This is a genomic window from Streptomyces sp. NPDC050658, assembly GCF_044457025.1.
Taxonomy (GTDB): domain Bacteria; phylum Actinomycetota; class Actinomycetes; order Streptomycetales; family Streptomycetaceae; genus Streptomyces.
In genome coordinates, this window is the sequence record NZ_JBITGM010000008.1 from 209,283 (window position 1) to 221,881 (window position 12,599).

Sequence of the window (12,599 nt, forward strand, 5' to 3'; positions counted from 1 at the left end):
CGGGCCTGTGGGCAAACCGGCACCTGTGGACAACTCCGCCACCCGTCCGCACGGGAACTCGCCACCCGTCCGCACGGGAACCCGCCACCCCTGACGGCTCCCACCGCCACGCGCTACAGTCCCCGGCACAGGGACGTTACTGCTCAGTAAGGGGATTCGGCCATGCAGCTCGGGATCAACCTCGGCTACTGGGGCGCCGGGATGGACGCGGACAATCTCGCCGTCGCCAAGGAGGCCGACAAGCTCGGCTACGCGGTCTGCTGGGCCGCCGAGGCCTACGGCTCGGACGCCGCGACGGTGCTCTCCTGGGTGGCCGCGCAGACCGAACGCATCGACATCGGCTCCGCGATCTTCCAGATCCCGGCCCGGCAGCCCGCGATGACCGCGATGACCGCCGCCACCCTCGACTCGCTCTCCGGCGGCCGCTTCCGCCTCGGCCTCGGCGTCTCGGGACCGCAGGTCTCCGAGGGCTGGTACGGCATGAAGTTCGACAAGCCGCTCGCCCGCACCCGCGAGTACGTCGAGATCGTCCGCAAGGCGATGTCGCGCGAGCGCCTCTCCTACGAGGGCGAGCACTGGACGCTCCCGCTGCCCGACGGCCCCGGCAAGCCCATCAAGCTCACCGTGCACCCGCAGCGCGAGCACATCCCGCTCTACATCGCCGCGATCGGCCCCAAGAACCTTCAGCAGACCGGCGAGATCGCCGACGGCGCCCTGCTGATCTTCCCCGCCGCCGAGCACCTGGAGGAGACCGCGATCCGGCATCTGCGTGCCGGACGCGAGAAGGCGGGCAAGACGATGGAGGACTTCGACGTCGTCCCGATGCTGCCGCTCGCCGTGGGCGACGACATCAGCGCCCTCGCCGACATGTTCCGCCCCTACACCGCGCTCTACGTGGGCGGCATGGGCAGCCGCAAGCAGAACTTCTACAACCAGCTCGCCCAGCGCATGGGCTACGAGAAGGAAGCCGCCGAGATCCAGGACAAGTACCTGTCCGGCGACAAGGACGGCGCGGCGGCCGCCGTTCCGCAGCAGCTGATCGACTCGACCACCCTGCTCGGCTCCGTGGACCGCATCGCCGAGCGGATGCGGGCCTACGCGGAGGCCGGCGTCACCACGCTCACGCTGGCGCCCGCCGGATTCACGCTGGAGGAGCGGCTCACGGCCCTGCGCGCGGGCACGGAGGCACTGGAGCGCGCCGGACTGGCGTAACGGAGAGGGAGATTTTCTGCGGCCGTGGTGGGGGCTCGGGGGGTCTTCCCCGCCACGGCCGTCACGGGGAACAACGCCCCGTGCGGCCCCCCGGTTACGGCCTCGAGCGGCCTTCCCCGTCCTTCGTTTGGCGGAGCGGTCGCGCACACCTGTTGCCCGGAGGCGTACATCGCACTTGACTCGTTCTTTGCGGAGGTCCGCGCGGAGGGCATGGAGGTGCCACTGATGCTTTCGGCAAAGAGCGTCTTCGAGGAGATCCTCGACAACGACGAGTCGTTCCGGCTCTTCTGTTCCATCGCGGCGAGCGGCGAATCGCAGGGCGGCTGGGAGAACGGCCGCATCGCGGCGCTCATCCCCGCGAGCGAGCGCGCCCTCGCCCCCAAGGTGGTCCGGCACGGCGCCGACGAGGACAAGCACGGACGGATCTTCAACGCGCTGATGCGCAAGCGCGGCCTGGAGCCCGTCGAGGTACCCCACGAGACCGACTACACGATGCTCCTGGAGAGGCACGGCATCGGCCTCGCCCACGAGCAGCTCAAGGCCGACAAGCCGCTCACCGTCCAGGACATCGTCACCTACCTCGCCCACAGCAGGGTCACCGAACAGCGCGCCTCCGAGCAGATGGAGCTGCTGCGCAAGTACTTCGCCGACCACCCCGACATCGGCCGCGCGGTCAGGATGATCTCGAACGACGAGGACAACCACCTCGCCTACTGCCACGAGGAGTTGCTCCGGTTCGCGTACGCCGGACACGGCCGCGCCATCCAGCGCACGCTGCGCGAGTGCGCGCTCGCCGAGATCCGCGTCTACCGCGACGTCAGCCTCGCCGTGATGGACCACATGGGGCGCATCCTGGGCTGGCCGAAGGCCAAGTCGGCGGTGCTCGCCGCGGGCATCCACGGGGTGTACGCGTACGAACGTCTGGTGGGCTGGCGGCGGATGGTGTCCCTGGAGATGCCCGAGCGGCGCGACGCGCTCGGCGGGCCCGCCACCACCGCGGCCGAGTTCGCCTAGCCGGGGGCGTCCGCTACAGCCAGCCGCGGCTCTTGAACATCCGGTAGAGGCAGATCTCCAGCACGGCCATCAGGAGGATCACGGCCGGGTACGCCCACCACCAGTGCAGCTCGGGCATGTGGTCGAAGTTCATGCCGTAGACCCCCGCGATCATCGTCGGGACCGCGGCCATGGCCGCCCACGCCGAGATCTTCCGCATGTCGTCGTTCTGCCGCACGCTCATCTGCGCCAGATGCGCGGAGAGGATGTCCGACACCAGCCGGTCCAGGCTGTCCACCGAGTCGTTCACGCGCGTCAGATGGTCGTTCACGTCCCGGAAGAAGGGCCGCGCCGTGTCCTCCACGAAGGGCACGGCCGGCGCGAAGGGGCCCGCTCCGGAGAGGCGCATCATGGGCATCGCCAACGGTCCCGTGGCCCGGCGGAACTCCACGATCTGGCGCTTGAACGTGTAGATCCGGGACGCCGTGTTGCGCGTACCGCCGCTCTCCGGAGAGAAGACCTCCGCCTCCAGCTCCTCCAGGTCCGTCTGCAGCTCCCCGGCGACGTCCAGGTAGTGGTCCACCGTGGCGTCGGCGATCGCGTACAGGACGGACGTGGGGCCGTGCTTGAGCACCTCGGGCTCGGCCTCCATCCGATGGCGTACGACACCGAGGGGCGAGCCCTCCCCGTGCCGGACCGTCACCACGAACGAGTCGCCGACGAAGACCATGATCTCGTCGGAGGTGACGGCGTCGCTCTCCGGCTCGTACACGACCGGTTTCAGGACCATGAAGAGCGAGTCGTCGAAGACTTCCAGCTTGGGCCGCTGATGTGCCTTCAGCGCGTCCTCCACCGCCAGCGGATGCAGCCCGAACTCCTCGCTGACCTCGTCGAACTCCGCCTCCGTCGGCTCGTACAGGCCGACCCAGACGAACGCGTCACCGCCCGCCCGCGCCTCGTCGAGCGCGTCCGAGTAGTCGGCGGAACACTCGGTCCGCCGCCCGTCCCGGTACATCGCGCAGTCCACGATCACGGAGCGCATTCTTCCGAAGCTCCGCTCGGGGCGCACCCCGTCGGCGGCTTAGGCTGGCCCGCATGCCCACGCTGATCCTCGTCCGGCACGGACGATCCACCGCCAACACCGCGGGCCTGCTCGCCGGGTGGACCCCCGGCGTGGCCCTGGACGAGCGCGGCGCCGCACAGGCCGCCGCGCTCCCCGGGCGCCTCGCACAGCTGCCGCTCGCCGAAGTCGTCACGAGCCCGCTGCAGCGCTGCCAGGAGACCCTCGCGCCGCTCCTCGCGGCCCGCCCGGAGCTGCGGCCGCACACCGACGACCGCATCGGGGAGTGCCACTACGGAGACTGGTCGGGGCGCAAGCTCGCCGAACTGTCCGACGAACCGCTGATGCAGGTCGTCCAGCAGCACCCGTCGGCGGCCGCCTTCCCCGGCGGCGAGTCCATGCGGGCCATGCAGACCCGGGCCGCGGAGGCGGTACGCGAGTGGAACGCGCGCGTGGAGCGCGACCACGGCGCGGATGCCGTCTACCTGATGTGCTCCCACGGCGACATCATCAAGTCCCTTGTCGCCGACGCCATCGGGCTCCATCTCGACCTCTTCCAGCGCATCTCCGTAGAGCCCTGTTCCGTCACGGCCATCCGGTACACACGGCTGCGCCCCTTCCTCGTACGTCTGGGTGACACCGGCGACTTCGGGTCGCTGGCGCCGCGCGAGGAGCCGGCCGGGGACGACGCGGCGGTGGGTGGCGACGCGGGAGCACCGTGATCGTCGGCCGCAGTAGGGTGCAGTGGTCACGCCGCGCCAGCGCAAGTGATCAGCCGTACCACCGCAAGTGATCAATCGCAGTCGAATCCAATGGAGACAGGACGTGTCGCGTCAGGTGTTCCTCTACGACCCGCCGGAGCGCTTCGTCGCCGGAACGGTCGGGCTCCCCGGACGGCGGACCTTCTTCCTCCAGGCCTCGGCCGGAGTCCGGGTGACCAGTGTCGCCCTGGAGAAGACCCAGGTGGCCGCGCTCGCCGAACGCATGGAAGAGCTGCTCGACGAGGTCGTGCGGCGCAGCGGCGGCAACGCTCCGGTGCCCGCCGTCGCCCCCACCGAGGTCAGTGACAGCGCGCCGCTCGACTCGCCCGTCGAGGAGGAGTTCCGGGTCGGCACCATGGCGCTCGCCTGGGACGGCGACGAGGAGCGGATGATCGTCGAGGCGCAGGCCCTGGTCGAGCTGGACGCCGACTCCGACGAGGATCTCGCGGAGGCCGAGGAAAGGCTTCTGCAGGACGAGGAGAACGGTCCGCCGATGCTGCGGGTCCGGCTCACCGGCACGCAGGCCCGTGCCTTCGCCAAGCGCGCCCTGGACGTCGTGAACGCGGGGCGCCCGCCATGCCCGCTGTGCAGCCTGCCGCTCGACCCGGAAGGACACGTATGCCCGCGCCAGAACGGATATCGGCGGGGCGCGTGAGCGCGGCGCCGCCGGATCCGCTGACCCTGCTCGCCGAGGGCGAGCTGACCGTGCGCGGGCGGATCCGTGAGGCCTCGAACGCGGTGCTCTACTGCACTGTTTCGTACGAGGGTGAGTCGGCGGCCTGCGTCTACAAGCCCGTGGCCGGGGAGCGGCCGCTGTGGGACTTTCCCGACGGGACGCTGGCGCAGCGGGAGCTGGCGGCGTACGAGGTCTCCGAGGCGATGGGGTGGGGGCTTGTGCCGCCGACCGTGCTGCGGGACGGGCCGCACGGTGAGGGCATGGTCCAGCTGTGGATCGAGGGCTCTTCCGATGACGCGGACGCGGGGCTGCTGGCGCTCGTGGAGGGCGATGAGCCGGGTGAGGGCTGGAAGGCGGTCGGCTTCGCCGAGGTGGGGGAGGGGCGTACGGCGCTGCTCGTCCACGCGGACGATGCGCGGCTTCGGCGGCTCGCCGTCCTCGACGCGGTGATCAACAACGCGGATCGCAAGGGTGGGCATCTGCTGGTCGGGGCCGGGGAGCGGTTGTACGGGATCGACCACGGGGTCACGTTCAACACCGAGGACAAGCTGCGGACGCTGTTGTGGGGGTGGGCGGGGGAGCGGCTCACCGCTGAGGCGGTGGGTGTCCTTGAGTCCCTGCGGGACGCGGAGCCGCTCGCCGAGAGGCTGGGCAAGCTGATCACGGGGGCGGAGGTGGACGCGTTCCGGGCGAGGGTCGCCGCACTGCTGTCCTCCGGCGTGCACCCCGCGCCCGGCGGCGACTGGCCCCCGATCCCCTGGCCCCCGGTCTAGCCGGGCACCCGGTCCGCCAGATAAACCTTGATCCCCGCTCGTATACGGACGCCCCGTCCGGTTAGGCTCAGGGCATGCATGCCTGGCCCGCTTCTGAGGTCCCCGCCCTTCCCGGCAAGGGCCGCGACCTCCAGATCCACGACACCGCGACCGGTGGTCTCGTCACCCTTGACCCCGGTCCCGTCGCCCGTATCTACGTCTGCGGCATCACTCCGTACGACGCGACCCACATGGGTCACGCGGCGACCTACAACGCGTTCGACCTCGTGCAGCGCGTGTGGCTCGACACCAAGCGGCAGGTTCATTACGTCCAGAACGTGACCGACGTGGACGACCCGCTCCTCGAACGCGCGAACCGCGACGGCAAGGACTGGGTCGAGCTCGCCGAGGGCGAGACCGCGCTGTTCCGCGAGGACATGACCGCGCTGCGGCTCCTGCCGCCGAAGCACTACATCGGGGCCGTCGAGTCGATACCCGGCATCGTGCCGCTCGTCGAACGCCTCCGTGACATGGGCGCCGCCTATGAGCTCGAGGGCGACATCTACTTCTCCGTGGAGTCCGACGCCCACTTCGGGGAGGTGTCCGGGCTCGACCGCGCCGCGATGAAGCTGCTCTCCGCCGAGCGCGGCGGCGACCCGGAGCGCCCCGGCAAGAAGGACCCGCTCGACCCGATGCTCTGGATGGCCGCCCGCGAGGGCGAGCCGAGCTGGGACGGAGCCTCCCTCGGCCGCGGCCGCCCCGGCTGGCACATCGAGTGTGTCGCCATCGCCCTCGACCACCTGGGCATGGGCTTCGACGTACAGGGTGGCGGGTCCGACCTCGCCTTCCCGCACCACGAGATGGGCGCCTCCCACGCGCAGGTCCTGACCGGCGAGCACCCCTTCGCCAAGGCGTACGTGCACGCCGGCATGGTCGCCCTGGACGGCGCGAAGATGTCCAAGTCCAAGGGCAACCTCGTCTTCGTGTCCAAGCTGCGGCGCGACGGCGTCGACCCCGCCGCCATCCGCCTCGCCCTCCTCGCGCACCACTACCGCGCGGACTGGGAGTGGACCGACGACGTGCTGCGGGAGGCCGTCGAGCGGCTCGGGCGCTGGCGCGCCGCCGTGTCCCGTCCCGACGGGCCCGGCGCCGAGGAACTCGTCGAGGAGATCCGCGACGCCCTGGCCAACGACCTGGACGCCCCGACGGCGCTCGCCGCCGTCGACCGCTGGGCCGCCCGCCAGGACGCCGACGGCGGTACGGACGAGGGCGCCCCCGGCGTCGTGTCGCGTGCCGTCGACGCGCTGCTGGGCGTGGCCCTCTAACCACCGGTTCACCGTATGGGCCGCTCCGGAAATCCAGGAGCGGCCCATCAAAGTCCATGGCCCCGGCGCCCGCCCAGGCGCTAGACCTCCGGCCATGAGATCACCGACTCGCTTCAGACGGGCGGCGCTCGCCGCCGCCCTGCTCGGCCTTCTCGCGGCCTTCGCCGGACCCGGCGGCGGTGCCGCGCAGGCCGCGGACGATCCCGCGACCACCGTCGGGGACGTCACGGACTTCGCCGCCGACGGCTCCGTCTACCGCCTCACCGCCGGCAAGGCGCAGGCCCGCGTCAGCTTCGTGTCGAAGGAGACGTTCCGGCTGGAACTCGCTCCCCAGGGCGACTTCACCGACCCCGTCGGCAAGGACATCGTCCTGCCCCAGGGCGACCCGCCCCGCACCAAGTGGGCCGACAAGGGCGACCGTTACGAACTCAGCACCTCCGAAGTGACCCTGCGGGCCTATAAGTCCCCGCTCCGGTTCGCCCTCCACCGCGCCGACGGCCGTCAGATCTGGGCCGAGTCCAAGGGGCTCTCCTGGACCAAGGACGCCACCACGCAGAGCCTCGCCCGCGGCGCCGACGAGCAGTTCTACGGCGCCGGGATGCAGAACGGGCGCGGCAACACCTCGCACCGCGGCAAGAAGGTCGAGGTCAGCGTCGACTACAACTGGGACGACGGCGGCCACCCCAACTCCGTGCCGTTCTACCTGTCCTCACAGGGCTACGGAGTCTTCCGGAACACCTACGCCCCGGGCACCTACGACTTCGCGGAGCCGGTGACCGCCACCGCCAAGGAACAGCGCTTCGACGCCTACTACTTCGCCGGAGAGGGCGGCGACGCGGCCAAGGACGTCATCGGGCAGTACACGAAGCTCACCGGGAAGCCGTTCCTGCCGCCCGTCTACGGGATGGAGATCGGCGACGCCGACTGCTATCTCCACAACGCCAACCAGGGCGAACGGCACACGCTCGACTCCCTGAAGGTCGCCGACGAGTACCTGAAGCACGACATGCCGGGCGGCTGGATGCTCGTCAACGACGGCTACGGCTGCGGCTACGAAGACCTCGCCGAGACCGCGAAGGGCCTCCAGGACCGCGACATGCAGCTCGGCCTGTGGACCGAGGACGGCATCGACCAGATCGCCGACCAGGTCAAGGCGGGCCAGCGCGTCGCCAAGCTCGACGTCGCCTGGGTCGGCGACGGCTACAAGAAGGCCCTCGACGGCTGCAAGGACGCCTACAAGGGGATCGAGGACAACAGCGACGCCCGCGGGTTCACCTGGGCCCCCGAGAGCTGGTCGGGCGCCCAGCGCTGCGGCGTCCAGTGGTCCGGCGACCAGAGCGGCAGCTGGGAGTACATCCGCTGGCAGATCCCGACGTACGCGGGCGCGACCATGTCCGGTCTCGCCTACACGACCGGTGACGTGGACGGCATCTTCGGCGGCAGCGCCAAGACGTACGTACGTGATCTGCAGTGGAAGTCCTTCCTGCCCGTCACGATGACGATGGACGGCTGGGCCGCCACCGACAAGCAGCCCTTCCGGCACGGGGAGCCGTACACCTCCATCAACCGCAAGTACCTCAAGCTGCACGAGGCGCTGCTGCCCTATCTCTATTCGTACGGGCATCAGGCGACGAAGAGCGGTGTCGGCGCCGTCCGGCCGCTCGCGCTCGAATACCCCGACGACCCGAAGGCCGCCACCGACGCCGCCAAGTACGAGTTCCTGACGGGCGAGGACTTCCTCGTGGCGCCCGTCTACAAGGACACCACCGTCCGGGACGGCATCTACCTCCCGAAGGGGACGTGGACCGACTACTGGAGCGGGCGTACGTATCAGGGGCCGACGACCGTCGACGGCTACAGCGCGCCCCTCGACACCCTGCCGCTCTTCGTCAAGGGCGGTGCCACCGTGCCGATGTGGCCCGGCGGCATCAGGTCCTACAAGGACCGCACCGCCGACTCGCCGCTCGCCTGGGACATCTACCCGCAGGGCAGGTCCTCCTTCGAGCTGTACGAGGACGACGGCGTGACCCGGCAGCACCGCGACGGCAAGTACGCCACCCAGCGCGCCGAGGTCGATGCGCCACGCGCCGGCAAGGGCGATGTGAGCGTACAGATCGGCGCGAGCAAGGGTGAGTTCAGCGGGAAGCAGACCGAGCGGCCGTACGAGTTCACGCTGCACACCGGGGACGCGCCCAGCGGCGTGGAGCTCTCCGGACGCGAACTGCCCCGGCTCGCCTCGAAGGACGCGTACGAGAAGGCGGCGCGCGGCTGGTTCTACGACCGGGACGACCGGGGCGGCGTCGTGAAGGTGAGGACAGGGTCGCTGCGCACCGACCGGGCCTTCGGCCTCGAACTCGACGACACCAGCGCGGTCGGCGGTGCCGTGCCCGGCGCGACCGCCGCGCTGAGCGCCCCCGCAGGACAGGAGCTCGGCGCCGGAGCCGAGGGCAAGGTCGCCGTCGACGTCACCGCGGGCACGCGGGACGCCACCGGGGTCGATGTCACCCTGGACGCGCCGGACGGCTGGACCGTCTCCGGAGAGCACGTCGACCGGATCCCGGCGGGCACCACCCGCCGTGTCGAGGTGGCCGTCACACCGGCCAAGGGCGCAGATCCCGGCGAGCAGCCGCTGACCGCGAGCGCGCGCTATCGCTCGGCGGGCCAGGACCGCACCGCCACCCAGCGGATCGCGGTCGCCGTCATGCCGCCGGCGCCGACGGCCGGCACCTGGGCGAGCGACATGGTCTGGCTCAAGTCGGCCAATGGCTACGGCCCCGCCGAACGCGACCGCAGCAACGGCGAGTCGGGCGCCGAGGACGGTCACACGCTGACCCTCGCCGGAAAGACGTACGAGAAGGGGATCGGCGTGCACGCCGACTCCGTGATCGAGGTCTACACGGGCGGGCAGTGCACGAAGTTCACCGCCGACGCGGGCATCGACGACGAGATCAACGGCTACGGAGAGGTCGCCTTCTCCGTGGAGGCCGACGGCAAGGTGCTGTGGACCTCGCCGAAGGTGACGGGCGCTTCGGCGACCGTGCCCGTGGACGTCGACGTGAGCGGCGCCCGGCACGTGGAGCTGAAGGTGACCGACACCAACGGCTCCAAGAGCGGGGACCACGGCGACTGGGCGGCGGCCAGGTTCAGCTGCGCGTAGCCGACAGCGGAGACAGGGAGCGGCGCCGGGCGGGAAGGACTCCGCCCGGCGCCGCCGTCTCACGTGGCGGTGGTGACCGTCACTTGGTGACCACGATGGCCAGCAGATAGCCCGGGTTGGCGGTGTCGTAGTAGCCGATCACCTGCTGCCCGAACGCGAACGCCTCCTGGACCTCGTCGTGGGTCTGCGGGTTGGGGTTGATGAACGCCCGCCAGGCGCCGTCCACGTGCAGATAGAGGACCGATGCCTGGCCGGGCAGCGGCTGGACGACGTCCCAGAACGCCGTGGCGACGTTGGACGCGAGCGCCTGTGTGGAGATCTCGGGCGCCTGCGCCTGCGGGACCTGCTCCTGACCGAACTGCTGGAGCAACTGCTGGAACGGCTGCTGCTGGCCGAGCTGCTGGAGCTGCTGGCGCAGCTGCGGCGGGACCTGCTGGATGCCCTGCATGCCCGGCTGGCCTTGCATCCCCGGCTGGCCCTGCATCCCCGGCATGCCCTGCGGGCCGAACTGCCGCTGGCCGATGGGCTGCTGGCCGAACTGCTGCTGGAACGGCTGCTGCTGGTACTGCTGCTGGCCGAACTGCTGCGGAGGTGCCGTGCTCGGACCCTGCTGCTGGCCCTGCTGGGGGCCGTACTGCTGCGATCCGTACTGCTGTGATCCGTACTGCTGCGGTCCGTACTGCTGGCCTTGCTGCTGCATGGGACTCATTTGCGGGGTGGTGCTCATGCGGGTGCCACCTTCCCTCAATGGTTGTGGTGCTTCAGCAATGCGCTTCTTGCAGTGACGCGCGTGCCGCTTCAGCCGTGCCGATCAGGCCGCCTCAGCCCGTGACGACCAGGCCGACGACCTCGTCGTCGGAGAACCAGACACGTACGTCGGGATGTCCCCCAGCGAAGGCGGAGTGCACCGCCTGGCGGATCTCGGGGGACGGGTGGTTGAGGTTGCGCCACTCGCCGGCGACGAACAGCCGCAGGCGCGGCGGAAGTTCGGGCGGATAGGGCAGCAGTTCGTCCCAGTACCGCTCGGCGCGTCCGGAGCCCACCGCCGACGGCAGCAGGTTCGTGACCGCCGCCTTGATGTCGGGTCGGTTGCCGATCCGCTGGGAGGCGGGGCGGCCCGGCGCGTCCTGCTGCGCAGAGCCCGTCGCCCGCAGCACGGCACGCGCCCGCTCCGGCGTCATCAGCTGCTGGCCCGCGGCCTTCAGCATGCCCTGGAGGCAGGCCAGGGCGCCGACCACGATCGGCGAGGCGGACGAGGTGCCGGAGAACGTGTCCGTGTACCAGGCGATCTCCTCCGTGCCGCCCTGCAGATCTCCGGGCCGGTCCCAGAAGCCGCCGGTCGTGGTGGTCTCGCGGCCCCAGCCCTGCGCGTCCACGCGGGCCCCGTAGTTGGAGAACCCGAGGCGCGAGCGGTCCGGGCCGTGGTCGCGGCCGTGCGTGCCGGGCGGCGGTGCGCCCGCGCCGACCAGGACGGCGCCCGACGGCCGGTTGGACGGGTTGAACGGGTTGCGCCACGACTCGGGGAACTCGTCGGGCCTGCGCTCGTACACCGCGTCGTCCAGGGACTCGGCGCCGTTGCCCGCCGCGCCGACCACGATGACGCCCTTCGCGGCGGCGTGCCGGATCGCCGCGTAGTCGTCGGGCCACCACTCCAGGGCGATGTAGCCCTTCTGGTCGTCGCGCGGCTCGAAGTCGAACCGCGGTCCGGGGCGGTGCAGTTCGATCAGGATGATGTCGCCGGGGGTCAGCCGCTCCGCCGCCGCGTGGATCGTGGCCGCGGTGCCCAGCGGCTGGAAGGAGGCCGCCGCCGTCACGGACTCCGGTGCGATGCCGGAGATGCCGACGGAGTTGCGGTCGCCGCCGATCACGCCGATCACCGCGGTGCCGTGGTTGCGCCAGGCGACGTCCTGGACGGGCGTGCCGACGACCACCCCGGCGAGCTTCGCGGTCAGGTCCTCGTGGCCGAGCTGCCAGGCGCCCTCGATGTCGATGACGGTCACGCCCTCGCCGGAGCCGCCGAGCCGCTGCCAGGCCCACAGGGCGTCGACGCCTTCGGGGGCGGGGCGCAGATAGCCCTGCCGTCCCGTGAAGTCGGGGGTGACGGCCGCGCCCTCCTTGCGGCGCCCGGACTCGCCGGTCTCCGGACTGCCCGACTGGCGCTGCGGCGGGGGCTGCGGGCGGCCCGTGGCGCCGATCGAGGCGGGGACGGCGCCCGGCTTCACGTACGCCGTGTCGATGCCCGGCAGCGCCGCCATCCGCGCGCGCAGCTCCTGGGCCCGGCTCTCGCCGCCGCGCACCCGGTAGAAGAGCGCCAGATCCGGTGCCGCGTCGTCGCTGCCGCCGCCGGTGTCGATGTCGTGCCGTGCCGCCGACTGGAGCCGCTCCTCGCTGCCGAACAGCGGTTCCATGGCGAGCTGTTCATCGGTGAGGAACATGTTCAGGGCCGACACGTCGGAGCCCGCCGCCGAGCGGATGCCCTGGGTGCCGGCCCGCAGCCGGGCCTCGGGCCGTGCGACGACGATCAGTTCCTGCTCGGCCGGTCGATAGGTGAATCCCGCGCCGTCGGGGCCGGGGCCACTGGCTCCCGGGCCTCCGGCGGACCCTGCCTGGTCGGTCATCGCTCCACCGCTCCCTTCGGTTCCGTCCGGTCCTGCGGGTGCCGT

General features: G+C 71.2%; 10 protein-coding genes. 7 read left to right on the forward strand and 3 right to left on the reverse strand.

All coding sequences use genetic code 11. From position 1 onward, the window contains the following. Nucleotides 1–162: 162 nt before the first annotated feature. Together ACIBKX_RS27000 and ACIBKX_RS27005 are read left to right on the forward strand one after the other, a co-directional pair. Nucleotides 163–1,212 carry an LLM class F420-dependent oxidoreductase gene (locus ACIBKX_RS27000; RefSeq protein ID WP_363274916.1) on the forward strand — a complete coding sequence of 350 codons (1,050 nt, stop codon included), beginning with the start codon at nt 163–165 and terminating at the stop codon, nt 1,210–1,212. A 225-nt stretch (nt 1,213–1,437) separates the two neighbouring features. Beyond that, entirely contained in the window at nt 1,438–2,226 is a 789-nt protein-coding gene (locus tag ACIBKX_RS27005) for a ferritin-like domain-containing protein (RefSeq protein WP_363274915.1), read from the forward strand. A gap of 13 nt (nt 2,227–2,239) precedes the next feature. Here ACIBKX_RS27005 and corA read toward each other — a convergent pair whose 3' ends face one another. Continuing rightward, on the reverse strand, nt 2,240–3,247 hold the full coding sequence (corA, locus tag ACIBKX_RS27010; RefSeq protein ID WP_363274913.1) for a magnesium/cobalt transporter CorA: 1,008 nt from the start codon (nt 3,245–3,247) through the stop codon (nt 2,240–2,242). Nucleotides 3,248–3,300: 53 nt separating this feature from the next. On the opposite strand from corA, the gene ACIBKX_RS27015 reads away from it, so the two are divergent. The 5 genes from ACIBKX_RS27015 to ACIBKX_RS27035 all read left to right on the forward strand — a co-directional run bounded on the left by ACIBKX_RS27015 (nt 3,301) and on the right by ACIBKX_RS27035 (nt 9,936). Then, entirely contained in the window at nt 3,301–3,987 is a 687-nt protein-coding gene (locus tag ACIBKX_RS27015; protein WP_363274912.1) for a histidine phosphatase family protein, read from the forward strand. A gap of 103 nt (nt 3,988–4,090) precedes the next feature. Next, on the forward strand, nt 4,091–4,681 hold the full coding sequence (locus tag ACIBKX_RS27020; RefSeq protein ID WP_363274911.1) for a DUF3090 domain-containing protein: 591 nt from the start codon (nt 4,091–4,093) through the stop codon (nt 4,679–4,681). Continuing rightward, on the forward strand, nt 4,645–5,475 hold the full coding sequence (locus ACIBKX_RS27025) for an SCO1664 family protein (protein ID WP_363274910.1): 831 nt from the start codon (nt 4,645–4,647) through the stop codon (nt 5,473–5,475). Before ACIBKX_RS27020 ends, ACIBKX_RS27025 begins: the two co-directional genes overlap by 37 nt. 74 nt (nt 5,476–5,549) lie before the next feature. Further along, nucleotides 5,550–6,779 (forward strand): cysteine--1-D-myo-inosityl 2-amino-2-deoxy-alpha-D-glucopyranoside ligase, encoded by a 1,230-nt coding sequence (mshC, locus tag ACIBKX_RS27030; RefSeq protein WP_363274908.1) that lies wholly within the window; start codon nt 5,550–5,552, stop codon nt 6,777–6,779. A 94-nt stretch (nt 6,780–6,873) separates the two neighbouring features. Continuing rightward, complete coding sequence (locus ACIBKX_RS27035) at nt 6,874–9,936, forward strand: NPCBM/NEW2 domain-containing protein (protein WP_363274907.1); 3,063 nt, start codon at nt 6,874–6,876, stop codon at nt 9,934–9,936. Between the two features lie 79 nt (nt 9,937–10,015). On the opposite strand, the gene ACIBKX_RS27040 is transcribed toward ACIBKX_RS27035, so the two are convergent. Together ACIBKX_RS27040 and ACIBKX_RS27045 are read right to left on the reverse strand one after the other, a co-directional pair. Beyond that, nucleotides 10,016–10,663: a hypothetical protein gene (locus tag ACIBKX_RS27040; protein WP_363274906.1), complete on the reverse strand. Its 648-nt coding sequence runs from the start codon at nt 10,661–10,663 to the stop codon at nt 10,016–10,018. Nucleotides 10,664–10,757: 94 nt separating this feature from the next. Further along, a complete protein-coding gene (locus tag ACIBKX_RS27045) occupies nt 10,758–12,554 on the reverse strand; it encodes a S8 family peptidase (RefSeq protein WP_363274905.1) in 1,797 nt (598 codons plus the stop codon). Nucleotides 12,555–12,599: the final 45 nt, after the last annotated feature.